26 protein-coding genes are annotated in these 26472 nt (G+C 66.2%); 18 read left to right on the top strand and 8 right to left on the bottom strand.

What is annotated here, in order from left to right:
- Positions 1–8: 8 nt before the first annotated feature.
- The 13 genes from ABE464_RS09155 (at position 9) to ABE464_RS09095 (ending at position 10705) form a co-directional block, all read left to right on the top strand.
- A complete protein-coding gene (locus tag ABE464_RS09155; RefSeq protein WP_346471683.1) occupies positions 9–860 on the top strand; it encodes a CPBP family intramembrane glutamic endopeptidase in 852 nt (283 codons plus the stop codon).
- Between the two features lie 72 nt (positions 861–932).
- Positions 933–1739 (top strand): M48 family metallopeptidase, encoded by an 807-nt coding sequence (locus tag ABE464_RS09150; RefSeq protein ID WP_259260731.1) that lies wholly within the window; start codon positions 933–935, stop codon positions 1737–1739.
- A gap of 142 nt (positions 1740–1881) precedes the next feature.
- Positions 1882–3075, top strand: a complete 1194-nt coding sequence (locus tag ABE464_RS09145) for a tetratricopeptide repeat protein (protein ID WP_346471682.1) — start codon at positions 1882–1884, stop codon at positions 3073–3075.
- Between the two features lie 256 nt (positions 3076–3331).
- Positions 3332–3889, top strand: a complete 558-nt coding sequence (locus ABE464_RS09140; RefSeq protein ID WP_259260794.1) for an energy transducer TonB — start codon at positions 3332–3334, stop codon at positions 3887–3889.
- A gap of 86 nt (positions 3890–3975) precedes the next feature.
- The gene (gene exbB / locus ABE464_RS09135) at positions 3976–4734 is read left to right on the top strand and encodes a TonB-system energizer ExbB (RefSeq protein WP_019184055.1); all 759 of its coding nucleotides are present in this window, start codon (positions 3976–3978) and stop codon (positions 4732–4734) included.
- Positions 4735–4791: 57 nt separating this feature from the next.
- Complete coding sequence (locus ABE464_RS09130; protein ID WP_046272259.1) at positions 4792–5217, top strand: biopolymer transporter ExbD; 426 nt, start codon at positions 4792–4794, stop codon at positions 5215–5217.
- Between the two features lie 3 nt (positions 5218–5220).
- Positions 5221–5634 (top strand): biopolymer transporter ExbD, encoded by a 414-nt coding sequence (locus ABE464_RS09125; RefSeq protein WP_046272258.1) that lies wholly within the window; start codon positions 5221–5223, stop codon positions 5632–5634.
- Positions 5635–5750: 116 nt separating this feature from the next.
- Positions 5751–7211, top strand: coding sequence for a cardiolipin synthase (gene cls / locus ABE464_RS09120; protein ID WP_346471681.1), 1461 nt, complete (start codon positions 5751–5753; stop codon positions 7209–7211).
- 68 nt (positions 7212–7279) lie between these two features.
- Positions 7280–7540, top strand: coding sequence for a hypothetical protein (locus ABE464_RS09115; RefSeq protein ID WP_346471680.1), 261 nt, complete (start codon positions 7280–7282; stop codon positions 7538–7540).
- 4 nt (positions 7541–7544) lie between these two features.
- A complete protein-coding gene (locus ABE464_RS09110; RefSeq protein ID WP_346471679.1) occupies positions 7545–8288 on the top strand; it encodes a pyridoxine 5'-phosphate synthase in 744 nt (247 codons plus the stop codon).
- A gap of 285 nt (positions 8289–8573) precedes the next feature.
- The gene (locus ABE464_RS09105) at positions 8574–9665 is read left to right on the top strand and encodes a PA0069 family radical SAM protein (RefSeq protein WP_346471678.1); all 1092 of its coding nucleotides are present in this window, start codon (positions 8574–8576) and stop codon (positions 9663–9665) included.
- Positions 9666–9767: 102 nt separating this feature from the next.
- Positions 9768–10130, top strand: coding sequence for a hypothetical protein (locus tag ABE464_RS09100; protein ID WP_346471677.1), 363 nt, complete (start codon positions 9768–9770; stop codon positions 10128–10130).
- Positions 10131–10495: 365 nt separating this feature from the next.
- Complete coding sequence (locus tag ABE464_RS09095) at positions 10496–10705, top strand: hypothetical protein (RefSeq protein WP_346471676.1); 210 nt, start codon at positions 10496–10498, stop codon at positions 10703–10705.
- Positions 10706–10789: 84 nt separating this feature from the next.
- Here the strand turns inward: ABE464_RS09095 and ABE464_RS09090 are convergent, their stop codons facing one another.
- The 3 genes from ABE464_RS09090 to ABE464_RS09080 form a co-directional block, all read right to left on the bottom strand.
- Complete coding sequence (locus ABE464_RS09090) at positions 10790–11500, bottom strand: 2OG-Fe(II) oxygenase (protein WP_346471675.1); 711 nt, start codon at positions 11498–11500, stop codon at positions 10790–10792.
- A 109-nt stretch (positions 11501–11609) separates the two neighbouring features.
- On the bottom strand, positions 11610–12626 hold the full coding sequence (locus ABE464_RS09085) for a class 1 fructose-bisphosphatase (protein ID WP_346471674.1): 1017 nt from the start codon (positions 12624–12626) through the stop codon (positions 11610–11612).
- Positions 12627–12793: 167 nt separating this feature from the next.
- On the bottom strand, positions 12794–13996 hold the full coding sequence (locus ABE464_RS09080; RefSeq protein ID WP_346471673.1) for an amino acid aminotransferase: 1203 nt from the start codon (positions 13994–13996) through the stop codon (positions 12794–12796).
- 176 nt (positions 13997–14172) lie between these two features.
- On the opposite strand from ABE464_RS09080, the gene ABE464_RS09075 reads away from it, so the two are divergent.
- Entirely contained in the window at positions 14173–16299 is a 2127-nt protein-coding gene (locus ABE464_RS09075) for a TonB-dependent receptor (protein WP_346471672.1), read from the top strand.
- Between the two features lies 1 nt (position 16300).
- Here ABE464_RS09075 and ABE464_RS09070 read toward each other — a convergent pair whose 3' ends face one another.
- Positions 16301–16645 carry a hypothetical protein gene (locus ABE464_RS09070; protein WP_346471671.1) on the bottom strand — a complete coding sequence of 115 codons (345 nt, stop codon included), beginning with the start codon at positions 16643–16645 and terminating at the stop codon, positions 16301–16303.
- A gap of 144 nt (positions 16646–16789) precedes the next feature.
- Here ABE464_RS09070 and ABE464_RS09065 point away from each other — a divergent pair, with 144 nt between their 5' ends.
- From ABE464_RS09065 to ligD, 3 genes are all read left to right on the top strand, one after another.
- Positions 16790–17185: a hypothetical protein gene (locus ABE464_RS09065; protein ID WP_121043771.1), complete on the top strand. Its 396-nt coding sequence runs from the start codon at positions 16790–16792 to the stop codon at positions 17183–17185.
- A 95-nt stretch (positions 17186–17280) separates the two neighbouring features.
- Positions 17281–18222, top strand: coding sequence for a Ku protein (locus tag ABE464_RS09060; protein WP_346471670.1), 942 nt, complete (start codon positions 17281–17283; stop codon positions 18220–18222).
- A 6-nt stretch (positions 18223–18228) separates the two neighbouring features.
- Positions 18229–20775 (top strand): DNA ligase D, encoded by a 2547-nt coding sequence (ligD, locus tag ABE464_RS09055; protein ID WP_346471669.1) that lies wholly within the window; start codon positions 18229–18231, stop codon positions 20773–20775.
- On the opposite strand, the gene ABE464_RS09050 is transcribed toward ligD, so the two are convergent.
- From ABE464_RS09050 to adh, 4 genes are all read right to left on the bottom strand, one after another.
- Positions 20776–21171 carry a hypothetical protein gene (locus tag ABE464_RS09050; RefSeq protein ID WP_346471668.1) on the bottom strand — a complete coding sequence of 132 codons (396 nt, stop codon included), beginning with the start codon at positions 21169–21171 and terminating at the stop codon, positions 20776–20778.
- A 56-nt stretch (positions 21172–21227) separates the two neighbouring features.
- Complete coding sequence (locus ABE464_RS09045) at positions 21228–21605, bottom strand: DUF779 domain-containing protein (RefSeq protein WP_346471667.1); 378 nt, start codon at positions 21603–21605, stop codon at positions 21228–21230.
- Positions 21606–21690: 85 nt separating this feature from the next.
- Positions 21691–22719, bottom strand: coding sequence for an alcohol dehydrogenase AdhP (gene adhP / locus ABE464_RS09040; protein WP_346471666.1), 1029 nt, complete (start codon positions 22717–22719; stop codon positions 21691–21693).
- Positions 22720–22805: 86 nt separating this feature from the next.
- The gene (gene adh / locus ABE464_RS09035) at positions 22806–24335 is read right to left on the bottom strand and encodes an aldehyde dehydrogenase (protein WP_346471665.1); all 1530 of its coding nucleotides are present in this window, start codon (positions 24333–24335) and stop codon (positions 22806–22808) included.
- 238 nt (positions 24336–24573) lie between these two features.
- Between adh and ABE464_RS09030 the strand changes: the two genes are divergently transcribed.
- On the top strand, positions 24574–26457 hold the full coding sequence (locus ABE464_RS09030; protein ID WP_346471664.1) for a sigma-54-dependent Fis family transcriptional regulator: 1884 nt from the start codon (positions 24574–24576) through the stop codon (positions 26455–26457).
- The last annotated feature ends 15 nt before the right edge of the window (positions 26458–26472 follow it).

Here is a 26472-nt window from a genome sequence, read left to right as displayed (position 1 = left end):
GGAATCCGATGTCCGCTACCACCCCGGCGTCCATGACGCCTCCGTTGCCGCCCGCCGTCCCGTCGTCACCGCGCAAGCCGGGCTCCCCGCTCGCGGGATTCTTCATCGATCTGGGCATCGGCATCGCAGTCCTGTTGTCCCTGAGTCTGATCGGTGGGCTGATCTGGGGGCTGTATCGCGGCGCGATCATCGGATACCAAGCGGCTCGCGACGGCGCCGATGCCTCCGCCGTAGCCGGTCTTACCCAGCAGCTGGGCCAACCCGGTGCCCTCGCCCAGATCCTGATGGCGCTGAGCGCTACCGGCGGCGCTGCGCTGGTGCTGTACTTCTTCCGCCGCCGGGCCACGCCCGCCGAACGTGCATTGTCTTTCCAGGCTGCAGGCCGCCCGTCGACCTGGGGCTGGACGCTCCTGGTCGCCACCGGTGTGATCATCGGCAGCAACCTCATCGCGTGGCTGGCCAAACAGGCCGGCATCGAACCGGTGCCGACGAATCTGGCGCTGATGGAACAGGCGATGACGCGCTTCCCATGGTTCCTCGCGCTGTTTGCCGTGGTGCTCGCCCCTGCGTATGAAGAGCTGTTGTTCCGCCGCGTGCTGTTCGGCCGCCTCTGGCAGGCCGGTCGCCCCGTGCTGGGCATCGTGCTGAGCAGCCTGGCCTTTGCGCTGGTGCATGAAATCCCCGGCACCAGCGCCAATGGCCCATGGGAAATCGCCCAGTTGTGGCTGGTCTATGGCGGCATGGGCGCCGCCTTTGCCTGGCTCTACCAACGCACCGGCACGCTGTGGGCGCCGATCGCCGCGCATGCACTGAACAACGGCATCGCCCTGGCAGCGCTGATGTTTCTGGGCGTGCAATGATTGATCACGCGGCTTGACGAAAATTTACGTCGCCACGTTCCACACTGCCTACATGAACACGGGGGAGCGCACATGAAACCAGTGCTGTTGGGAATTGCCATTGCCATGCTGGTGAGCGCGTGCGCCACCACCACCTCGCCAACCGGCCGTCGTCAGATGGTCGGCGGTGTTTCACAGGCCGAACTGGATCAGTTGGGCGCGCAGGCGTTCACTGAAACCAAATCCAAAGGCACGCTCAGTACCGATCCGAAGCAGAACGCCTACGTTCAGTGCGTAGTGAATGCGCTGGTCGCCCAGCTGCCTGCTCAGTACCGTGGCGTACGGTGGGAAACGGCGCTGATGGTCGACAAGGAGCCCAACGCATTCGCCCTGCCCGGCGGCAAGGTCGGGGTCAATACCGGCATCTTCACCGTCGCCAAAAACCAGGATCAGCTGGCTGCCGTGATCGGCCATGAAATCGGCCACGTCATCTCGCGGCACCACGAAGAACGCCTCACCCGTCAGATGGGCGCGCAGACCGGCTTGTCGGTTCTGGGCGCGCTGGCGGGCGCCGCATACGGTGAAGGCGCGGCCAGTACCGTCAGCCAGCTGGGTGGCGCTGGCGCCCAGGCCGCCTTCCTCCTGCCCGGCTCGCGGACCCAGGAAAGCGAGGCCGATATCGTCGGTCAGCGCTTGATGGCCGAGGCCGGCTTCAACCCCGCCCAGGCGGTGGATCTGTGGCAGAACATGATGGCCGCCAGCGGCGGGCGCTCGCCCCAATGGCTGTCCACCCACCCCGACCCCGCCAACCGCATCCGTGAACTGCAGCGAGACGCGCCGTCCCTGAGTGGTGTATACCAACAAGCCCAGGCGGCCGGGCGCAGGCCAAAGTGCGGTTGATGCGCCCGGATACGACCAAAAGATGCTGTATTGCAGCATCGGAAACGATTTCTCACGCCATCAGTTTCTGATACGTTTGGCGGCTCAGATTTTTCTGACAGTCCGTTTTGATGCCGCCGCGGCGGTTCGATCGAGGTGAAAGATGATTTTCAGCAACCACAAGCAAGCCGTCCTTTCCGTCCTCATCGCGACCGCTATCGGTGGCGCCATGGTCACCGATGCGTTCGCCCAGTCCCGTTCCTCGGAGCGTGGCAACCGCGGCGGCAAGCAGGCGAAGGCCGAAGTGCTCTATCCGAACGCGACCCGTCAGGAGCCGGAGCAGAAGTCGTCGGCCAAACTCGGCCCGAAGCTGCAGAAGCTCATTGACAGCTACAACGACCAGAAGTTCCCGGAGACGCGCGCGCAGGCCGAAGAGATCCTGGCCAACCCCGCCGCCAACACCTACGAGAAGTCGCTGGCCGCGCAGCTCGCCTCGCAGGCTGCCTACCAGCTCGACGACGTCGCCGCTGCCAAGAAGTACCTTGAGCAGGTGTTGCAGCTTGGTGGCCTGGACAACAACGGCCACTACCAGTCGATGCTGATGCTGGGCCAGCTGCAGCTGCAGGAAGACCAGATCAACGAAGGCCTGGCGACGCTGGACAAGTACTTCGCCGAGACCAAGTCCACCAAGCCCGAAGAGCTCGTGGCCAAGGGTCAGGCGCTGTACCAGGCCGAGCGCTACGCCGAGGCGATCCCGGTGCTGCAGCAGGCCATCGCCGGCGCCACCGAGCCGAAGGACAGCTGGAACCAGTTGCTGATGGCCGCCATGGCCGAAGCAGGCCAGACCGGTGAAGCGGTCAAGCAGGCCGAGGCGCTCGCCGCCAAGAACCCGAATGACAAGAAGGCCCAGCTGAACCTGGCCAGCATGTACATGCAGGCCGACCAGATGGACCAGGCGGGCGCGATCATGGGCAAGCTGTACAGCGCCGGCCAGCTGACCGACGAGCGCGAGTACAAGCAGCTCTACTCGATCTACGCCAACAGCGAGAACAAAGAAAAGGACGTCATTGCCGTTATCAATGATGGCTTGCAGAAAAACATCCTGAAGCCTGACTATCAGGTGTACCTGGCGCTGGCTCAGGCGTATTACTACTCTGAGCCGCAGCAGGCGGACAAGGCGATCGAGGCGTGGCAGAAGGCTGCCCCGCTTTCCAAGGACGGCGAGACCTACCTGAATCTGGCACGCGTGCTGCATTCGGAAGGTCGCATTCCGGAGGCCAAGCAGGCCGCCCAGCAAGCGCTGGCGAAGGGTGTGAAGAACCAGGCGGATGCCAAGAAAATCATCAACCTGAAGTAAGTAGGAATAACGCCTGAATGCCTGCACGAGTGATGCGCAGGCGCTCAGGATTGGTATAAGCTTGGAGGTTCCTGCGGTGTCATGCACCGCTGATCATGGGCTACCTGTCCCCGGGTACCCGGCCCCACTAATGAGCTCTTGGCGCATGACGGAACAACTAGTCGTTCACAGGTACGAACAACGCGATGACACCGGCCTCTCCTGGCCGCGTATCGTGGGTATCGCTTTTGTAATCGCACTGCATCTCGCCGCCTTCATGATGCTTCTGATCCCGGCTGTGGCTCCCAAGGCCGCTGCGGAGAAAGAACGCAACATCATGGTGACCCTGGTCGACGCTCCGCCGCCGCCCCCACCGCCGCCGCCGCCGCCGCCGCCGGATGACACCCCGCCGCCGCCGGTGAAAAACCTGTCGCCGCCGAAGCCGTCCCCGGTTCCGCCGCCGCCGCAGGCCCCTGTGGTCGATATCCCGGACCCGCGTCCGACCGACATCGTCACGCCGCCTTCGCCGCCGTCGCCGCCGCAGCCGCCGAGCACCATTGAGGCAAGCGTCGACATCTCGTCGAAGAACATGAACCCCCCGCGTTACCCGCCGGCCGCGTTCCGTGCTGGTATCCAGGGTGAAGTCATCCTGATCATTGACGTCGATGCCAATGGCAACGTCACCAATGTGTCGGTCGAGAAGTCCAGCCGTAACCGTGACCTTGACCGCGCCGCCATGGAAGCAGCTCGCAAGTGGAGCTTCCGTTCCGCGGAATCGGGCGGGAAGAAGGTCGCAGGTCGCGTTCGCGTCCCGGTCAACTTTGCGCTGAACTGATAGTGGCCGGTGGCCCGCCGGCCACCGCCTCTAGCGGTTATTTCTAGCAATACCCTTTATCACCACACACAACAAAGGTAAGCGTCATGCTGCAGGAACTTTTCATCGCCGCTGCTGCCGGGGGCAACTCCAACGCCCTGTCGCAGATGGGCTTCGAGCACCTGATCCACGAGATGACCACCCAGCCGGGTGACTTCGCCGTCTCCTGGGTCGTGCTGTTGACCCTGATCATCATGTCGGCCATGTCCTGGTACTGGACCGTCATCAACATCTTCCGCGCCACCCGTCTGAAGGCAGCTGCCGACAAGGTCGTGAGCCTGTTCTGGGATACCCCGAACGCTCAGGACGCCATCCGTGCGATGGAAGAACAGCCGGCTTCGGAGCCCTTCTCCAAGATCGCTCTGGACGCTGCACAGGCTGCTGCGCACCACCAGCGTTCGGAAGGCGGCACCTCGGGTGGCCTGGGTGAGAACCTGAGCCGTTCGGAGTTCGTCGATCGCGCCCTGCGTCAGGCCGTGACCCGCGAAAGCAACAACCTGCAGTCGGGCATGACCCTGCTGGCCACCGTCGGCGCAACCGCTCCGTTCGTGGGTCTGCTGGGTACCGTGTGGGGCATCTACGGCGCGCTGATCAAGATCGGTGCCACCGGTTCCGCCTCGATCGACGCCGTCGCCGGCCCGGTGGGTGAAGCACTGATCATGACCGCCATCGGTCTGTTCGTGGCTATCCCGGCCGTGTTCGCCTTCAACTTCTTCAGCAAGATCAACAGCGCCACGATCAGCAAGTTCGATACGTTCGCTCACGACCTGCACGACTTCTTCGCCACCGGTTCGCGCGTTCGCTAATAGCGACGCGCGTCACCCAGCGAGAACGTAGTCAACACGATCTAGACGGAGCCCGTTATGGCTTTCAGTAGTGGTAACAGCGGCGGCCCCATGGCCGACATCAACGTTACGCCCCTCGTGGACGTGATGCTGGTGCTGCTGATCATCTTCATCATCACGGCGCCCCTGATGTCCCACAAGGTCAAGGTGGATCTGCCTGAGGCCAACCTGGTGCAGAATCCGGAAGACGCTGAAAAGCGGGCGAGCCCGATCACCTTGGCAGTCAAGGAAGACGGCTCGATCTACTGGAACGACGAGGAAATCGACAAGCAGACTCTTGAGTCGCGCTTGGCGACCGCCGCCCAGCAGACCCCGCAGCCGCCCCTCAACCTGCGTGGTGACCGCACCACCAAGATGCGCGTCATCAATGAGATGACGAAGGTCGCGCAGGAACAGGGCATGCTCGACGTGGGCTTCGTCGCCACCAAAGTAAAGGGGCAGTAAGCCATGGCGTTCAGTACTGGTGGTAACAAAGGCCCCATGGCCGACATCAACGTCACGCCCCTGGTGGACGTGATGTTGGTGCTGCTGATCATCTTCATCGTCACCGCGCCGATCATGACGTACCCGATCGCCGTTGACCTGCCGCAGCGAGTGCTCAACCCACCGCCGGTGACTGTCGAACCGCCGCCGCCGATCGAGCTGAAGGTGGACGCCAGCAACCAGGTGTCGTGGAACAACAGCCCGGTGGCTGTGGGCGAACTGCAGCAGCGTATGGAGCAGGAAGTGCAGCGCGATCCGACCAACCAGCCGGAACTGCGCATTGATGCCAGCCCGGACTCCGAGTACGACGTGATGGCCAAGGTATTGGCTGCCGCGAAGAATGCTCAGATGAAGAAGATCGGCTTCGTACAGCAGTAATACGCAAGACGCAGTCATGACGCGACTGGAAAACGCCCCTGGAAACAGGGGCGTTTTTTTTGCGTTGCCGTCGCGTCGATACGCGCCATCGGCACCTGGCCCGTTATGATCCGGCCATGCTCGCAACCTTCGACGTCTTCGGGGACTGGCTCGATGCCATTCCCCACCTGCGCCCCATGCTGGTGGCCGCCTACATCCTCTACCTGCTGTGGTTGATCGGCTGGATCATGCTGCAGAAGCGTGAGCCGGTCGCCACGCTGAGCTGGATCCTCTCGCTGGCTGCCCTGCCCTACCTCGGGCTCTTCATCTATTACCTGCTCGGCCCGCAGAAGGTGAAACGGCAACGCCTGCGCCGCGGTCGTTCGCGCTCGGGTATGGAGCACTACAGCAGCGTCTGCCCGCCGGATGCGGACTGCACCGAGCTGGCCAAGATCGCCCAGGCGACCACCGGGCTGTCACCGAGCTCGGCCACCGAAGTGGAGTGGCTGGTCGATGGTGCCGCCACCTACAGCGCATTGCTCGCTGCAGTCGCCACGGCGAAAGATCATCTGCATCTGGAGTACTACATCTTCAATCCAGACCACGCCGGCACCGCGCTGCGCGATGCGCTGACCGAGCGTGCCGCCGCCGGTGTACGCGTGCGGCTGCTGCTGGATGCGGTCGGCTCGTCGTCCATCCGCAAGCGCTTCCTGCAGCCGCTGCTGGATGCCGGTGCCGAAGTGGTCTGGTTCCATCCGCGGCAGCTGCTCAAGCCCTTCAAGCGGCCGTGGTTGAACCTGCGCACGCACCGCAAGCTGGTCATCATCGATGGCCTGCAGGCCTTCACCGGCGGCATCAACATCACCGATGAGGAAGACGAAAGCGTCCGCCCGGATGCATATCGCGACCTGCACATGCGCCTGCGCGGCCACGTGGTGCGCAGCCTGCAGCTGGTCTTCATCGAGGATTGGATCTACGCCACCGGCCAGGAGCCGGCGCGCTTCAACATCGCGCAGTTGTGGCCGGAGAGCATGCCCAGCCGCAGTGAGGGAAGCATCAATGCGCAGGTGCTGGTGTCCGGACCGGACTCCTCATGGGAGACCATCCACCGGCTGCACGTGGCGGCGATCCACGAGGCCAAAGAGCGGGTGTGGCTGGTGACGCCCTACTTCGTGCCCGGTGAGGCCGCACGCATGGCGCTGACCTCCGCTGCGCTCGGTGGGCTGGACGTGCGCCTGCTGGTACCCAAGATGAGCGACTCCTGGTTCGTTACCCAGGCCGCGCGCTCCTACTTTGACGAACTGCTGCAGGCCGGGGTCAAGATCTACGAGTACGGCCCGCGCATGCTGCACACCAAGGCCTTCATTGCCGATGACGACGTGTGCATCGTCGGCAGTGCGAACTTCGATCACCGCAGCTTCCGGCTCAATTTCGAGCTGTCGATGATGATCAGCGATACCGGCCGGGTGGCGGCGCTCGCCGAGATCCTGCTCGCCGAGTACAGCAGCGCCTCACCGGTCTACAACGATCGTCAGCGTTCGCTGTGGCGACACCGTGTCCCCGAGGCGTTCGCCCGCCTGGCCTCGCCGCTGCTGTAGCCGTCACTCCCCGTGGAACCGCACCCGGCGCCAGCGCTACACTGGCCCGGTCAATCGGGGAGAACGACATGTACTGGCTGTTCCTGCTGTTCGCGCTGGCCTGTTTCGGCATGGCGCTCAAGACCCCCCACATGGGGCTGATGGCGCTGTCGCTGCTGGGCACCCTGGTGTTCCTGCTGGCGTGGGTCCGCGGCCTCTACGTGGCCCGCTTCGGCGATGTGCAGTCCACCCGCGCGGCCATCACCGATCCCAACGAACTCCGTCGGCTGCGGGAGCTCGCCCTCCAGGCGCGTACCCCGACCGCTCAGGGTGAGTCCGACCCCTCGTAGTGCCATGACCCAACTCAGCGTCAACGTGAACAAGATCGCCGTCCTGCGCAACTCGCGCGGCGGCACCGACCCGGACGTGCTGCAGGCCGCCCGTGCCTGCCTGGATGCCGGCGCGCACGGCATCACCGTGCACCCGCGCCCGGACCGCCGCCACATCCACGCCGAGGACGTGCTGGTCCTGTCCGCGCTGACGGCCGAGCGCGGCGTGGAGTTCAACATCGAGGGCAACCCGTTCGCGCCCCCGCGTGAGGGCTACCCCGGGCTGCTGCCGCTGTGCGCGCAGACCCGCCCCGCCCAGGCCACCCTCGTGCCGGACAGCGACGGCCAGCTCACTTCCGACCACGGCTTTGATTTCGGCCGTGATGCGCAGCGCCTGCGCCCGCTGATTGCCGAGTTGAAGACGTACGGCTGCCGGGTCAGCCTGTTCGTGGACGCAGGCAACCCCGACATCGCCCAAGCCGCGGCCATCGGTGCCGACCGCGTGGAGCTCTACACCGGTCCCTACGCCGAGGCGCATGCCGCCGGTGACGCCTCGGCCATGCTGGCCGTGTTCGCCGATGCCGCCCGCCGCGCCCACGCGGCCGGCCTGGGCGTCAACGCCGGGCACGACCTGTCGCAGGACAACCTGGCGGCATTCCTGCAGGCGGTGCCCGACGTGCTGGAGGTCTCCATTGGCCACGCCCTGATCAGCGAGGCGCTGTACGACGGGCTGGATGCCACGGTGAAGGGGTATCTGCGGCTGCTCTGATGCGGCGCATCTCCCTGCCGCGCAAGGCGCCCGGTACCAGGTAGAGCCGACCGTTGGTCGGCTCAGCCGCCGGGTGACAGGACACGCCATGCACGCGCCTTGGCCCTGTGGATAATTTTGGGGATCAAATCGGTCCGCCCCCCCGGCGACCCTTGCCTGGCGCGGCTCCCACTTCCCTTTGCGCCTGTGGTTAGTAATACTACTAACCATGGATATCTCCCATCCCCGCCGTTCCGACGCCACGACGTCTCATTCCCTGAGACCTCCAGGCGATAGCCTTTGACGATGGGTATTGCGATCAAAGGCCGGGGTTCCCGCACGCACCTGGCGGGCCGTTTCGAGGTCACCGTCAGCGAAGCGATGGACGACGGCTGGGCGCCGGACGAGAGCGAGGAGTTCGCCGCGCCGCGTCTGCGCACCGAAGTGCGCGCCGAGACCGCCCGCAGCATCATCAGCCGCAACAAGTCGCCGGACGTCGGCTTCAGCCAGTCGGTCAATCCGTACCGCGGTTGCGAGCATGGGTGCTCGTACTGCTTCGCCCGACCCTCGCACGCCTATCTCAATCTCTCGCCCGGTCTGGACTTCGAGACCAAGCTGTTCGCCAAGACCAATGCGCCGCAACTGCTGCGCAAGGAGTTCTCGCGCCCCGGCTACGTGCCGCAGCCGATTGCGCTGGGCATCAACACCGACGCCTACCAGCCGATCGAGCGCAAGCTCAAGCTCACCCGCCAGCTGATCGAGGTGATGCTGGAAACGCAGCACCCGTTCTCGTTGATCACCAAGAACGCGCTGGTCGAGCGTGACATCGACCTGCTCGCACCGCTGGCGGAAAAGCACCTGGTCAGCGTGCACTTTTCAGTGACCTCGCTGGACCCGCACCTGTCGGCCAGGCTGGAACCACGCGCCTCGGCTCCGCATGCACGGCTGCGCGCGATGCGTCGCCTGAGCGATGCCGGCATCCCGGTCGGGGTGATGGTCGCGCCGGTGATCCCGTGGATCAACGATGCCGAACTGGAAGCCGTGCTCGAGGCCGCCCACGATGCCGGTGCCTCCACCGCCGGCTACGTGCTCCTGCGCCTGCCGCTGGAAGTGGCGCCGCTGTTCCGCGACTGGCTCGACACCCACCATCCAGACCGCGCCACGCACGTGATGAGCACCATCAACCAGCTGCGTGGCGGCAAGGACTACAACAGCCAGTTCGGCACGCGCATGCGCGGCGAAGGGGTCTACGCCGACCTGCTGTCCAACCGCTTCAAGCTGGCCCGCAAGCGCCTGGGCTTCGATGCGCAGCACAGCCACTGGCCGAAGCTGGACTGCACCCGCTTCCTGCGGCCGTTGCCGCCGCGGGCGGAGTCACCGCAGGGCTCGTTGTTCTGATCAGCCCCCCGATGGACTTTAGGGCGCGCCCGCCCAACAATCGGGCCAAGGCACCGCGCCGCGGTGGCCTGACGTCCATATCGGATATCCAGGGGGAACCACATGTCATCGGCAGCCACCTCGGCCGCGTCGAACGCGGCCAACATCGCGATCAACGCCGCCATCACCGCCGCGGTGCAGCAGCAGCGCGACGCGTTGATCGCACACTTCACCGGCCATCAGGCGCTGGCGCCGCAGAGCGCGATCGCGGCGGACAGCATCGACCCTGCATTGCAGGTAGCGCTGAAGTACTACCGCGACAACGGCGTCATCCGCGACGCGGGCGCTGATCGTCTCTATCTGGATCTGGACGTGCTGGCCGGGTTGAAGGCGAAGGCGAAGCGCACCGGGCGCAATGTGCTGATCACGGTGATGGTGTTGGCCGTGCTGGTTGCAGCCATAGTGGTGGTGCTGGCGACTTGGTAACGCATGGGCTGCCCGTGTCACCCGGTGCCTGTGACTGCAAGGAGACCGCGTTGGAATGAAATGGATTCATCGGCTTGGGATCGCCTTCATGTGGATGCTCCCAGTGAACTTCGTGGTACTTACGGGGCTGAAAGTTGCCTACCGTGTTCCTCTAGGCGAAGAGGAGCTGGTTGGGTTGTCGTTGGCGATCCTTGGAACCGTGGGAGCGACGGTTTCCACTCGCCGAGGCCGCGTGAGTCGTTCCGATACGCCGGGTGATCGATGACGCGGGTTAGCGCGAACCTTTGCTCAACGGGCAAGCATTTGAACGGATAGAGTGGAAGGGCGTTGATCGAAACGTTGAACTCAAGCCAAGGAGGAGGCACATGCTGGACCATCACTGGAGGATGGTAAATCTCGTGGTACTCGTCCTGATCACGATTGCGACGGGAGTGAATGCTCTCTGCAGGATTGCAGACGGGAAATTTACCGGCGTGCACCAGTACGCGCTGGCTTTCTTTGGCTTGTTCACTCTGTTCCTGAGTGTCGTGACCGTCATGACGATGCTGCGTACAAGCGCGCACCGCCGAAAGTGATCCAGGCTTTTGAGTGCATCGCATCGCCTTCGCAGATGAGAACCGGCGCTGCCTGCTCACGTGCTGATTGAGAGCGCGCGCTGATCAATTCCCACCAAACAATTTCTGCGCACTCTGAAAGAGAACCCAGCTCGTCGCAATGAACTTGTCCCCACCCTGCGGCCGGTTGCCCCGGTGCGTGTGGGTAAACGCGGTCGGTGCGATCAACAGGCTGCCCGTGCGCGGCGCGACCTTGCGGCCCTGGAACAGGAACTCGGTTTCGCCAGCGTCGAAGTCGTCGTTGAGGTAGAGCGTCCACAGCAGGTGGCGGTGCAGTGTTTCGCCGGCCGGATCGCGCGGATACAGCTCGCAGTGCCAGTACGGATAGCCGCCCTCGCCCGCTGCATACCATTGCAGATTGATGGCACCGGGCCGCAGGCAGGTGCGGGCCAGGTCGGACAGCGTGGCGTCGTCCATGTCGGGGAAATCCTCGGCCGCCAACCGGCGCGGCTGGCCCTGGCTGTCCTGGATCTGCAACATCAATGGCGAGATCAAGGCCTGTGGATAACGGCGTAGATAAGTCAGCAAACCCTTGAAAACCGCCTGCTGCAGCACTGCTTCGGCCTGCCGCCACTCGGGGCGCCCGCTGATGCGAAGATCCTTGCTGTGCTTGAGTTCCGGGAACACACCGCTGCCCACTTCGCCCGGCTGCAACTGCGCACTGGATCGCATCTGGGCCTGCAGGGCCGCGCAGACCTCGTTGGGGACGGCGTTGTGGATTACTTCGATGAAATCGAGCGGCGCGTCGGCAGTCATGGGGTCATCCGTGGGCACGAATGGCCGATGGTGACCGCTGCCGTGGCCGATGTCACGCCGTTGCCACGTATCAACAGGGCTGACCTGACGGCCAGCCCTGTGTAGGAAATCAACCTGCCGCGCTGTCGTGTTCGCGGTGGTAACGGGTGGCTTGTTCCACTTCATTGCGCGAGCCGAGGAACACCGGCACGCGCTGGTGCAGCTGATCGGGCTGGATGTCGAGAATGCGCACGCGACCGGTGGTGGCGGCGCCGCCGGCCTGTTCGACCAGCAGGCCCATCGGGTTGGCTTCGTACATCAGGCGCAGCTTGCCGGCCTTGGACGGATCCTTGGTGTCCCACGGGTAGATGAAGATGCCGCCGCGGGTCAGGATGCGATGCACGTCGGCCACCATGCTGGCGATCCAGCGCATGTTGAAGTTCTTGCCGCGCGCGCCTTCCTTGCCGGCCAGCAGGTCCTGCACGTAGCCCTGCATCGGGGTTTCCCAATGCCGCTGGTTGGACATGTTGATGGCGAATTCCTGGGTGTCTGCCGGGATCTGCATGTCCGGCGTGGTCAGCACGAACTCGCCCTTCTCGCGGTCCAGGGTGAACGCGTGCGTGCCGTGGCCGACGGTGAGCACCATCTGCGTGCTCGGCCCGTAGATGCAGTAGCCGGCCGCGACCTGCGCGGTGCCCGGCTGCAGGAAGCTGGCATCGTTGGGCTGCTCGGTACCCGGCGGGCAGCGCAGCACCGAGAAGATGGTGCCGACGGACACGTTGACGTCGATGTTGGAGCTGCCATCAAGGGGATCGAACAGCAGCAGGAAGTCACCGCGCGGGTAGGTGTCCGGCACCGGCTGGCAATGATCCATTTCTTCCGAGGCGCAGGCGGCGAGGTGGCCGCCCCAGGCATTGGCTTCCAGCAGGATCTCGTTGCTGATCACGTCCAGCTTCTTCTGCGCTTCGCCCTGCACGTTGCCGGTACCGGCTTCGCCGAGCACGCCGCCCAGCGCGCCCTTGCTGACCGCGATGGAGATGCTGGTGCAGGCGCGGGCCACGACAGCGATGAGCTGGCGCAGATCGGCGTTGATGCGGCCGGCATGTTGCTCTTCGATCAGATAGCGGGTCAGCGACGTCTGGGACATGGAATCAGGCGGCCTTCAGAGGGGAAGCGCCTATTGTCGCCCTTCGCCGGAGCCATTACGAGGCGCGGGCAGCCGTAACCGTTCCCACGACATGCAGCGGGCTGCGGACGCCGTAACGCAGAACGGCCGCGCAGGGCGGCCGTTCTGCTTCACCGGGGCAATGGAGCTCAGCCCTTGCTGACGGTCGCCACGGCCTTGGCCACGTACTCCAGGTTGCCCTGGTTGAGTGCGGCCACGCAGATGCGGCCGGTGCCGACGGCGTAGATTGCGAACTCGTCGCGCAGGCGGTCCACCTGGGCGCGGCTCAGGCCCGAGTACGAGAACATGCCGGCCTGGTCGTTGATGAAGGCGTACTCCGGTGCGCCGGCGGCGACCAGGTTCTCCACCAGACCATGGCGCAGGGCGTGGATGCGCTCACGCATTTCGGTCAGTTCCGCTTCCCACACCTGGCGCAGCTCAACGCTGTTGAGCACGCCGGCCACCAGCGCGGCGCCGTGGTTGGACGGGCTGGAGTAGATCGTGCGGATGATGCGCTTGACCTGCGACTGCACGGCCTTGGCCGCGTTCGCGTCCGGGGCGACCACCGACAGCGCGCCGATGCGCTCGCCATACAGCGAGAACGACTTGGAGTACGAGTTGGCGACCACGAAGCTGTCGATGCCGGCCTCGGCGATGATGCGCACGGCGGCGCCATCTTCGCTGATGCCCTTGTCGAAGCCCTGGTAGGCCATGTCGATGAACGGGAACAGCTGGCGGTCCTTCAGCAGCTCAGCCACCTGCTTCCACTGCGCGACGGTGAGGTCGGCACCGGTCGGGTTGTGGCAGCACGCGTGCAGCAGCACCACGGTGCCCGGCTGCAGCTTGCCGAGGTCGGCCAGCATGCCGTCGAAGTCCACGCCATGGGTGGCGGCATCGAAGTAGGTGTAATCGACCACGTCGAAGCCGGCCGCGCCGAACACCGCGCGATGGTTTTCCCAGCTCGGGTTGCTGATGGCGATGGTGGCGTGCGGCAGCAGCTTGTGCAGCAGGTCCGCGCTGACGCGCAGCGCACCGCTGCCGCCGATGGTCTGCGAGGTGGCCACGCGGCCGGCGGCCAGCAGCGGCGAGTCCTTGCCGAAGACCAGCTCGCGGGTGGCCTGGGTGTAGGCCGGCAGGCCGTCGATCGGCAGGTAGCCACGCGGTTTGGCGTCAGTGGCCAGCTGCTGTTCGATCTTGTTCACGGCGCGGAGCAGCGGAATGCGGCCGCTCTCGTCGTAATAGATGCCCACGCCCAGGTTGACCTTGATCGGACGGCTGTCGGCGTTGTAAGCCTCGGTCAGGCCCAGGATCGGGTCGCCTGGGACCAGTTCCACATTTGCAAAGAAGGACACGGCGGTACTCATTCGGATGACGGAAGGGGGAGGGTGGCGCGACGCAGATTTGGCGGCAGAATCAGCCAAAACCGACCCATCGTAACAAAGCCCCGCCGAGGGCGCCGAGGCTGTCGTCACGTCGCCTTCCGTACCATGGCGTGCGGCACGCCCATTCACCGAGGATCCCGCCCCGCATGCTCCGTCTTACCCCGCTGGCCCGCCACTGTGCGCTGGCCTCGGCCGTGTTGCTGCCATCGCTGGCGCAGGCCCAGAACACCCCCGCCCCGCCCGCCCCGATCGAGCGCCTGCCGACCGTCCAGGTCCAGGCCGCGCGCGTGGCCCAGGTGGCCGATATCGATCTGCCGGCCTCGCTGACGACCGTCTGGGTGGACGAAGACCGTACCGGGCCGCTGGCCCAGCTCTCCGAGGCCCTCAACGGCATTCCCGGGGTGGTCGCCCGTGATCGCCAGAATTACGCGCAGGACACCCAGCTCTCGATCCGCGGCTTCGGCGCGCGTTCGACCTTCGGCGTGCGTGGCGTGCGGGTGCTGGTGGACGGTGTGCCGGCCACCATGCCCGACGGCCAGGGCCAGCTCTCCCACGCCAGCCTGCTCTCGGCGCAGCGCGTGGAGGTGCTGCGGGGGCCGTTCTCGGCGCTGTACGGCAACTCGTCCGGCGGCGTGGTGCAGGTGTGGAGCGCGGACGGCGCCGAGGGCGACCCGTGGCGCCTGCGGCTGGATACCGGCAGCGACAACACCCTCAGCGCCGGCGCCCAGCTGCGTGGCATGCAGGGGCCGATCCGCTACAACGTCGCCGCCAACCACTTCCGCACCGATGGCTGGCGCGATCACAGCCAGGCCCGGCGCGAATCGGTCAACGCCCGCTTGGGCACGGATGTCGGCGGCGGCCAGCTGGATCTGGTCCTGAACTACTTCGATGCGCCCGACGCGCAGGATCCACTCGGCTTGACCCGCGCCCAGGTGCGCGAGAACCCGCGCCAGGCCACTGCGGTGGCCACCCAGTACAACACCCGCAAATCCGTGCGCCAGGCCCAGGCCGGGCTGGTGTTCACCCGAACGGAGGGCGCGCAGACTTGGCGCGCGATGGGCTATGCCGGCCAGCGCAGCGTGGAGCAGTACCTGGCGATCCCGCCGGCGCCGCAGGCCAACCCGCTGCATGCCGGCGGGGTGATCGATCTGGATGGTGATTACGGCGGCCTCGACGCGCGCTGGGCCTGGCGTGGTGATTGGGCAGGACGCCCGCTGGACATCGTGATTGGCGCCAATGCCGACCGTCAGCAGCAGGATCGCCGCGGTTACGAGAACTTCGTCGGCGATCAGGTCGGCATCAAGGGCCGCCTGCGCCGCGACCAGAGCGACCGGGTCGAGAACGTGGACCAGTTCGCGCAGGCGTGGTGGCAGTGGGCGCCGCGCTGGTCGTTGTTGCTCGGGGTGCGCCACAGCACGGTCCGCTTCCGGTCCAACGACCACTACATCACCACCGGCAATCCGGACGACAGCGGTTCGCGGCGCTACGAAGCGACCACCCCGGTGGCCGGCGTGGTGTTCCGCGCCAGCGATGCCTGGCGGCTGTACGCGTCGGCCGGACGTGGCTTCGAAACGCCCACCTTCAACGAGCTGGGCTACCGCGCCGATGGCCAGGCCGGGCTGGCGCTGGATCTCTCGGCCGCCCGCAGCCGCAACCTGGAAGTCGGCAGCAAGTGGCACGGGCAAAGTGGCGCGCAGGTCGAGGCGGCGCTGTTCCGCGCCGATACCGATGACGAGCTGGCCGTGGCGAGCAACAGCGGCGGCCGCAGCACCTATCGCAACATCGGTCGCACGCGCCGCCAGGGCGCGGAGGCCAGCTATGTGCAGCCGCTGGGGGCGCAGGCGGATCTTTCGCTGGCCTACACCTGGATCGAGGCCACCGTGCGTGATCCGTATGCGCTGTGCGCGGCCGCTGGCTGCAACACGGTAACGGCCGGCTCACGCCTGCCGGGCGTGCCCAGGCAGCAGTGGAACGCACGGGTGCAGTACCGCCCGGGCCCGTGGCAGTGGGCGGCCGAGGTGGTTGCCTCCAGCGACACCGTGGTCAACGATCTGGCCACCGACAGCGCGCCGGGCTATGCCCTGTTGAACCTGGAGGTATCGCGGCGCTGGACCACCGCACAGGGCACGCTGCGTGCGTTTGCGCGGGTGGACAATGCCCTGGACCAGCGCTACATCGGCTCGGTGATCGTCAACGATGGCAACCAGCGCTTCTTCGAACCCGGCCCGGACCGCCGCTACAACGTGGGGCTGCAGTGGCAGTGGGCGCCGTGACCTAGCGCGGCGGCTTGGCCGGCACAAAGGGTGAGGTCGGGTCGCTGGCCGGGAAGGTTTCTTCCAGTGCCTCGTCCTGGTTGTCGCTGGCGTGTTCCTTGCGCTGGCGGCGCTGGTATTCATCTTCGCGGCGGTGATGACCGGCCGGGCCCTGGGCACCCGGCTGGGAATCCTTGCGGTCGCGGTAAGTGTGCGGGGCCACCTCGCCCGGACGCTCGGCCGCAGCATCGGCGTCTGCCGAGGGGCGGATATCGGCGCCGCGGTTCTCGGCGTCCTGGTTGTCATGTTTGGCGCGCTGCTCGCCCGGGACCGGGTCAGTGGCGTCGCGCAGGGGGTCGCGTGGCATGGGAGTTCTCCAGTTGCTGTGCAGCCCACTACAGCGCGCGGCGGGTGAAGTCGCTGCGAATCCCGGTGCGTCAACGAATCTGTCACGGCTGGATAACGGCGGCGGGTCTATTCCTGCCTCCCCCACCGCTGTCGGAGTCGTGTCATGCCCCGCCTGGACCGCCGTGCCGCACCTGCGTTGTTCAACGCCTACCTGCAGCCGGAACGGAGCGGGCGCCGCGCGCGCCGCGACCGCGCCGAAGACGCGCAGGCGGTTGCACAGGACTACCTGCAGTACATGCGCAGCGATTACGAGCAGCGCCGCAGCCACGGCCGCCGCAGCTGGCGCGACCTGTACCCCGCCTATGCCTTCGCGTTGACCACCCACTACGCGGACTGGCCGCGCGGTGCCGATGACACCGATGGCGAGCTGGCCGAGCACTGGGAACAGATGCGCGGGCAGTCGCGACTGGGCTGGCACCAGGCCCGCGCCGTGGTCGAAGATGCGTGGCTGGCCCTGGACCACATGCCAGCCGCGGCAGTGCACGGCCTGCTGCAGTAGCCGCGGCGTGCAGCCGGCCTGCACGGGCCGGACACGGGCGTTTCACGTGCCGCGCGGTACAGCTGCCCTCCCTGTAGTGTTGGAGTGGCGCCACCATGGCCCGACCGATCTGGACCGGCACGCTGTCATTCGGGCTGCTCAATGTCCCGGTGTCGCTGATGTCCGGCGAACGCAACGTCGATCTGCACTTCCGGATGCTGGATTCGCGCGACCGCAAGCCGATCCGCTTCGAGCGCGTCAACGCCGATACCGGCGAGGAAGTGCCGTGGAAGGACATCGTCAAAGCCTACGAGTACGACAAGGGCAGCTACGTCGTACTGGAGGAGGACGACATCCGCTCGGCTGCGCCGGAAAGTCACGAGGCGGTCGAGGTGGAGACCTTCGTCGATGCCGGCACGATCGATCCGCGCTACTACGAGAAGCCTTACCTGCTGGTGCCCGCCAAGAAAGCCGAGAAAGGCTATGTGCTGCTGCGCGAGACGCTGCGCAGTACCGGCAAGGTCGGCATCGCGCGGGTGGTGGTGCGTACCCGCGAGTACCTGTGCGCGGTGATGCCGCATGGCGATGCGCTGGTACTGATGATCCTGCGCTATCCGCAGGAACTGGTGGACCCGGAAGACTACAAGCTGCCCAGCGGCAGCCTGTCCGAGTACCGGATCAACAGCAAGGAAACCGCCATGGCCGAGCAGCTGATCGAGTCGATGTCCGGGGAGTGGAAGCCGGATGAGTACCATGATGAATTCCGCGAGCGACTGCACACGCTGCTGAAAAAGCGGATCAAGGCCAAGGGCGGCACCACCAAGGTGGAGGAAGAGCCGGTCCCGCGCGAGGACGATGCAACCAACGTGGTCGATTTCATGTCGCTGCTGCAGAAGAGCCTGGATGCCAAGAAGCGCACGCCGGCCGCCACCAGGACAGCGGCGAAGAAGGCCACGGCCAAGGTCGCCAAACCCACGGCGGCCAAAAAGGCGACCAAGACCGCAGGCAAAGCGACCAAGAAAACCACCAAGCGTGCACCCGCGCGCAAAGCGGGGTAAGCCCAGGTGTCCCTGCAGGAATACCGCCGCAAGCGTCGCTTCGATGGCACCCCCGAGCCGGACGCCGAGCGCCGCGGTGCCCCGGCGCGTCGGCCGATCTTCGTCGTGCAGCTGCACCATGCCAGCTCGCGCCATTACGACTTCCGGCTCGAGGCTGACGGCGTGCTCAAGAGCTGGGCGGTACCGAAGGGCCCCTCGCTGCGTGTCGGCGAAAAACGGCTCGCGGTGGAGGTGGAGGATCACCCGCTGTCCTATGCGACGTTCGCCGGCGATATCCCCAGCGGCCACTACGGTGCGGGGCATGTGGACGTCTACGACCACGGCACCTGGGCCTGCGATGGCGATCCGCTGGAGGCGATCGCGGCCGGCAAGGTGGACTTCGTCCTGCACGGTGAGCGGCTCAAGGGCGGCTGGAAACTGGTGCGCACCGCGATGAAGGGCAAGCAGCACCAGTGGCTGCTGATCAAACGCGATGACGATGAGGCGAGGGATATGGAGGCCGATGATCTGTTGGAGCCGGCACCGAAGGCCGCCAAGCGCACGGGCACCAGGAAGGTCGCCGCTGCCAGCAAAACGAAGGCCGCCCCGGCCAGGAAGACCGCCCCGGCCAAGGCGGCGACGCGCAGCGCCGCACGCAAAGCCGATGCGCGCTGGTCCAAACGCGCGCTGGCGCTTGAAGGCGCACGCGAAAAGCCCTACCCGCATGATTTCAAGCCGCAACTGACCGACCACCGTGCCACGGCGCCGGACGGCGAGCAGTGGCTGCACGAGATCAAATGGGATGGCTATCGCCTGCTGGCCGACGTGCGCGAAGGCGTGGTGTCGCTGCGCTCGCGCGGCGGGCTGAACTGGACCGACGATTTCCCCGAAGTAGTGCAGGCGATCGAACGGCTGCCGGTGCGCGATCTACGCCTGGACGGTGAACTGGTGGTGCTGGATGCGCAGGGCCGCAGTGATTTCACCGCGTTGCAGAAGGTCATCGACGGCACTGCGAAGCAGCCGCTGCGCTATGTGGTGTTCGACATGCCCGGCATCGCCGGGGTGGATGTCAGCCGCGTCCCCCTGCTGGAGCGCAAGGCGCTGCTCAAGGACCTGTTGGGCAGCAAGCCGGACACCCTGGCCTACAGCGACCACGTGCGCGATCACGGCCCGGCGGTATTCGCCGCCAGCGGCGAAGCCGGCTTCGAAGGCATCATCAGCAAGCGGATCGAGGCGCCCTACGTCAACGCCCGGTCGCGTGACTGGATCAAGATCAAGCACGAGAACACCGATGAGTTCCTCATCGTCGGCTTTACCGAGCCCAAGGGATCGCGCAGTGGCTTCGGTTCGCTGCTGATGGCCACCCCGGACAAGGGCGGATTGCGTTATGTCGGCCGCGTCGGCACCGGCTTCGACGATGCCGCGCTGCGCGCGCTGACCAAGCAACTCACGCCCCTGACCGTGAAGGACGCAGTGGTGGAACTGCCCGTGCGTGTGCCGTTCACCGCGCGCAGCGTGCACTGGGTGAAGCCGGTGCTGGTGGCGGAAGTCGCCTTCCGTGGCTGGGCCAAGGAAGGGTTGCTGCGCCAGGCCAGCTTCAAGCGGCTGCGCGAGGATAAACAGCCGAAGGATCTGGACGCCGCTGCCACTACCGTCGCCTCCGCTACGACCAGAACCAGCGGGCGAAAGAAGGCACCTGCGGCTGCGCAGGAAGAAAGCGCCGTGGCGATCAGCCATCCCGAGCGCGTGGTGTTCGCCAAGGCGAAGATCACCAAGGGCGAGGTGGCCGACTACTATCGGCGCATGGCGCGCTGGATACTGCCTGAGGTGGCGCACCGTCCGCTGTCCGTATTGCGTTGCCCGGACGGCGTGGACAAACCCTGCTTCTTCCAGAAACACCACGGCACCGGCCTGGGCGGTGCGGTCAAGGCGATCCCGCTGGAGCAGAAGAGTGGACGCGAGGACTACCTGTACGTCGAGGATGTGGAGGGGCTGCTGCAGCTGGTGCAGATGAACACCCTGGAGCTGCATCCGTGGGGCGCCACTGTCGAGGATCCCGAGCACCCGGACCGGCTGGTGTTCGATCTGGATCCCGGCGATGGCGTGAACTGGACCCAGATCAAGGCCGCCGCACGCGATGTGCGCGCGCGCCTGCAGGAAGCCGGGCTGGAGAGCTTCGTCCGGCTCTCCGGTGGCAAGGGCGTGCACGTGGTGGTGCCGCTGCAGCCCAAGGCCGACTGGGCGCACGCCAAGGACTTCTGCGAGGCGTTTGCGCAGGCCATGGCGACGCAGGCACCGGAGCGCTATGTGGCGACGATGAGCAAGGCCAAGCGCGACGGGGTGATCTTCATCGATTGGCTGCGCAATGCGCGCGGCGCCACCAGTGTGAGCTCGTGGTCGCTGCGGGCGCGGCCGGGGGCCGGCGTGGCGGTGCCGCTGCGTTGGGAAGAACTGGGCCGCATCGCGGCACCGGACGCCTTCCCGATGGCGAAGGCACTGCAGCGCGCGGAGCGCCTGAAGCAGGACCCGTGGGAGGGCATCGCGCAGGTGAAGCAGGTGCTGCCGGGCAGCTGATCAGGCGCGCGCTGGCCGGAACCGGGCGCCCAGCCACATGCCCACGAATGCCTGCACCGGCAGCGACACCAGCAGGATCACCACGAACCAGAACGGGAAATCGCTGCCGAAATCCCACGCGGTGTAGATCGATGCGGCCGCGATCACCGCCCACACCACACCGCCGTGCACACGCGGCCAGGTAGGTGCGTAGCGGCTGGCGAAGGCGATCGCGGCGACGCCGCTGAGGATCGTCCAGGCCAGGTCCCACGCCAGCTGGGGCTCGCCGCCCGGCGGAATGTGCAGCAACGGCACCAGCCAGGAACCGACGCTGTTGACCAGCACCATCACCGCGAACGCGAACACGACGGCCAGCACGGACAGCAACGGATTCTTCAGGGAGGACGACACAGGCATGGCAGAGACGTCACGGCGGGAGAGTCGCCATTATGGACGGGTTGCCGCAGCGTGTTTCAGACCCGGCTGGCGGCCTTGAGCTGGGCGAACTCCTCATCGCTGAACAAGCGTGAGCGGACCAGGAAACGCACGCCCTCGCCGTTCTCCAACGAAAACATGCCGCCACGGCCGGGCACCACGTCGATGATCAGCTGGGTGTGTTTCCAATACTCGAACTGCGCGGGGCTGATGTAGAACGGCGCCCCGCCGATCTCGCCCATGCGCACGTCACGGTCGCCGACGATGAAATCGCCTTGGGCGAAGCACATCGGCGAGGAGCCGTCACAGCAACCGCCGGACTGGTGGAACAGCAGGTCGCCGTGGCGGGCCTGCAGTGTTTCAATCAGCTGCAGCGCTGGGAGGGTAGCCATTACCTGGAGCGGGAGGTCGGTCATGATCGGGGATCTCCGGGAGCCGGCCAGCGGCCGGCACTACCGTGAAACAGGCGCTGCCGATGCACTTCGGCAGCGCACCATTCGTTTACGCGCTCATGTCCAGCACCACGCGGCCTTCGATCTTGCCGGCCTGCATGCGCGCGAAGATGTCGTTGATGTTCTCCAGCGAATCGCTGGTGACCGTCGCGGTGACCTTGCCCTGCTCGGCGAACTCCAGCGATTCCTGCAGGTCCAGGCGGGTACCGACGATCGAGCCGCGCACGGTGATGCCGTTGAGCACCATGCCGAAGATATCCAGCGGGAAGTTGCCCGGCGGCAGACCGTTCAACGAGACCGTGCCACCGCGGCGGACCATGCCCAGTGCCTGCTCGAAGGCTTTCGGCGAGACCGCGGTGACCAGCGCCCCGTGCGCCCCGCCGATCTCCTTCTTCAGGAACGCGGCCGGATCGGTGTTGCGTGCGTTGACGGTGATCGTCGCGCCCAGCCGCTCGGCCAATGCGAGCTTGCCATCATCGATATCCACTGCGGCCACGTTCAGCCCCATCGCCTTGGCGTACTGCACGGCCATGTGGCCGAGCCCGCCGATGCCGGAGATCACCACCCACTGGCCGGGTTTGGTATCGGTGACCTTCAGCCCCTTGTAGACCGTGACGCCGGCGCACAGGATCGGCGCGACCTCGATGAAGCCCACGCCCTTGGGCAGCAGCCCGACATACGCCGCGTTGGCCAACGCGTACTCGGCGAAACCACCGTTCACCGAGTACCCGGTGTTCTGCTGGGCTTCGCACAGGGTTTCCCAGCCGCCCAGGCAGTGTTCGCAGTAGCCGCAGGCCGAGTACAGCCACGGAATGCCGACGCGGTCGCCTTCGCGAATGTGGCTGACACCCGCACCCACCGCGACCACGTGGCCGACGCCCTCGTGGCCGGGAATGAAGGGCGGGTTCGGCTTGACCGGCCAGTCCCCGTCCACCGCGTGCAGGTCGGTGTGGCACACGCCACAGGCCTCGATCTTCACCAGGATGTCGCCGGGCCCCGGACGCGGCACCTCCACCTCCTCGATGCGCAACGGCTTTCCGAACTCGCGGACGACAGCGGCCTTCATGGTCTTGTTCATGGGTGGATCTCCGTGGATTGCCAAGGACTGCACTGTGGCGCCGGCCTCATGCCGGCGCCTTGATCGGGATCAAGCCCGGGGCAGGCTCAGAAGAAGCCCAGCTTCTTGGGCGAGTAGCTGACTAGCAGGTTCTTGGTCTGCTGGTAGTGGTCGAGCATCATCTTGTGGTTCTCCCGGCCGATGCCCGACTGCTTGTAGCCACCGAAGGCGGCATGCGCTGGATAGGCGTGGTAGCAGTTGGTCCACACCCGCCCGGCCTGGATGCCGCGGCCCATGCGGTACAGGCGCGAGGCATCGCGGCTCCACACGCCGGCACCGAGGCCGTACAGGGTGTCGTTGGCCAGCTCCAGTGCCTCTTCATCGGTCTTGAACGTGGTCACCGAGACCACCGGCCCGAAGATTTCTTCCTGGAACACGCGCATCTTGTTGTGGCCCTTGAACACCGTGGGCTTCACGTAGAAGCCGCCGGCCAGGTCGCCCTCGAGCTTGGCCTGCTCACCGCCGATCAACACCTCGGCACCCTCCTGCTTGCCGATGTCGAAGTAGGAGAGGATTTTCTCCAGCTGCTCGGAGGAGGCCTGCGCGCCGACCATGGTGTTGGGATCCAGCGGATTGCCCTGCTTGATCGCGGCCACGCGCTTGAGCGCGCGTTCCATGAATTTCTCGTAGATCGATTCCTGGATCAGTGCGCGCGAGGGGCAGGTGCAGACTTCGCCCTGGTTGAAGGCGAACAGCACGAAGCCTTCCACCGCTTTGTCGAGGAAGTCATCGTCCTCGGCCATCACATCGGCGAAGAAGATGTTCGGCGATTTGCCGCCCAGCTCCAGCGTCACCGGGATCAGGTTCTGACTGGCGTACTGCATGATCAGGCGGCCGGTGGTGGTTTCGCCGGTGAAGGCGATCTTGGCGATGCGCGGGTTGGAGGCCAGCGGCTTGCCCGCTTCCACGCCGAAGCCATTGACCACGTTGAGCACGCCCTTGGGTAGCAGGTCGCCGATCACTTCCATCAGTACCAGGATCGAGGCCGGGGTCTGCTCGGCCGGCTTGAGCACCACGCAGTTACCGGCGGCCAGCGCCGGCGCCAGCTTCCAGGCGGCCATCAGCATCGGAAAATTCCACGGGATGATCTGCCCGACCACGCCGAGCGGCTCGTGGAAGTGGTAGGCGATGGTGTCCTTGTCGATCTCCGACAGACTTCCTTCCTGTGCGCGCACCGCGCCGGCGAAGTAGCGGAAGTGATCGGCCATCAGCGGCACGTCGGCGTTGAGCGTTTCGCGGATCGGCTTGCCGTTGTCCCAGGTTTCGGCGTGGGCGAGCAGCTCGAGGTTCTCCTCGATGCGGTCGGCGATCCTGTTGAGGATGTTGGCGCGCTCGGTGGTCGATGTCTGGCCCCAAGCGGTCTTGGCCGCGTGGGCGGCGTCCAGCGCCGCTTCGATGTCCTCGGCGTTGGAACGGGCGACCTCGGTGAACACCTTGCCCGTCACCGGCGTGGTGTTCTCGAAGTACTGGCCGCTGCGCGGGGCCACCCACTCCCCGCCGATGTAGTTGCCGTAGCGCGGCTTGAAGATGGACTGCGGGTCGGTGGCATGCGGCTTGGCGGACGTGACGGCATTCATGGTGCATCTCCGGATGGCGGTGGACAGGCCCGATAAGGGTCTGTTCCATAGCGCAAGGACGATGCCAGGTTCGGCGTGGTGCAGTGCGGCATGGCGTCACCCGGCGTGCCGATTGGAGCGGGGCTCGGAAACTGATGCGGTGCACCACGGCAGGTCATTGCGCGGTAACGCCGGGTGTGGTGTTTATCGGAACAGGCCCCGCTACAACTGTCGCAGATTGCGACACTGGAGAATCCAGGTGTCCCAGCTCCCGCTTCAGCACCGTGTCGGCAATGCGCGACGCTCCTTTTTCGAGCGTGGCGCGGCGCCGGTCGGCAGCGTGCCCGACACCATCCTGCAGTCCTGGCAACGCTGCCAGCGCGGTGGGCTCTCGGTGGATGCGCAGCCGGAGGTGGAGCCGCTGCCGGACGCGCGCCTGCGCGAACTGCGGCAGCGCCAGGAAACGCTGTGGCGGCTGGCGCGCCCGGAGCTGGATGGCTTGGCCGCCGACATCGCCGCGACCGGCAGCATCGCGCTGCTGACCGACGAGGCGGGTTGGATCCTGGATGCCGAGGGCAACCCCGCCTTCCTGGACAAAGCCGGGCGGGTGGCATTGATGCCAGGCGTGCGCTGGGATGAAACCACGGTGGGCACGAACGCGATCGGCACGGCCATCGTCGAAGGCCGCTCGGTGGAGGTCCGTGGTGGTGAGCACTACTTCGCACCGCATGGAATCCTGACCTGCTCGGCTACGCCGATCTTCGATCCGTACGGCCAGCGCGTCGGCGTACTCGATATCTCCGGCGACGCGCGCCAGCAGCACCTGCATGCCCGAGTGCTGGCGCGGCAGGCGGTGGCGCATATCGAGCACCGCTACTTCGAAGCGGGATTGGGCGATTGCGAGGTGGTCCGCCTGCATCACGACGCCGGCCTGCTGGGTACCGCGCGCGAAGGTGTACTGGGCTTCCGCAATGGCCGTCTGGTGGCCGCCAATCGTGCCGGGCTGGCCCTGTTCGGGCTGGACCACGGCGACATCGGCAGGGCGCCCTACGAGGCGCTGTTCGATGGTCCGCTCTCACGGCTGCATGATGATGGCGCGCTGGTGGATCGCCAGGGACGCGCGCTGTACGGCCACGTAAGCCCTGCCGGTGGCACCACGGTCCGCTCGCCGCTGCCCGCGCGTCCAACCCCCGCCGCACCCGCGCGTGCCGCGGCGGTGGCGGTGCGGGTGGATGCCACGCCTCTGTTCGATGCGGCCCAGCAACAGGTGCTCGAGCGCGCCTGCCGCGTGCTGGACGCGCAGCTGCCGGTACTGCTGCAGGGTGAGACCGGCACCGGCAAGGAGGTGTTCGCGCGTGAACTGCACCGGCGCAGCACGCGTGCCGATAAACCGTTCGTCGCGGTCAACTGCGCGGCGCTGCCGGAAGGCCTGATCGAAGCCGAGCTGTTCGGCTATGAGGAAGGCGCCTTCACCGGTGCGCGCAAGAGCGGCAACACCGGCCTGCTGCGCCAGGCCCAGGGCGGTGTGCTGTTCCTCGATGAAATCGGTGACATGCCGCTGGCGCTGCAGCCGCGTTTGTTACGGGTGTTGCAGGAGCGCACGCTGTCACCGCTGGGCGGCGGCAAGCCGGTGCAGCTGGATTTCGCCCTGATCTGCGCTACCCACCGCGATCTGGATCAGGCGATGGCGGCGGGTGACTTCCGCAGCGATCTCTACTACCGCATCGCCGATCACAGCGTGCGTCTGCCCGCCCTGCGCGAACACGCCGAGCGTGCGGTGCTGGTGCGTGGTCTGTGGGATCGGCTCGGCCAGGGCCGGCAACTGGAGGCCGCCGCGCTCGATGCGCTGGCCGGCTATTCGTGGCCGGGCAATGTGCGGCAGCTGTGTTCGTGCCTGCGCACGCTGGTGGCGCTGAGTGATCCGGGTGAGGTGATCCGGCACGGCATGCTGCCGGCCTATCTGCAGACCGCGCCCGCACCGGCCCTGCCATCCACCGCGGAAGGGTTGGAGGCAATGACCGAAACCGCGATGCGCGATGCGCTGCGCGCCAGTCAGGGCAACGTCGCCCAAGCGGCCCGCGCGCTGGGCATCAGCCGCAGCACGCTGTACCGCCGGGTTGGTGCGACCGCCCGCCGCCACTGAGGCGGCAGGCTGTGC

Origin of the sequence: Stenotrophomonas sp. TWI587, from assembly GCF_039674145.1 — a bacterium.
GTDB classification, from domain to species: domain Bacteria; phylum Pseudomonadota; class Gammaproteobacteria; order Xanthomonadales; family Xanthomonadaceae; genus Stenotrophomonas; species Stenotrophomonas maltophilia_AY.
This window is presented reverse-complemented; position numbering and strand designations above follow the sequence as displayed.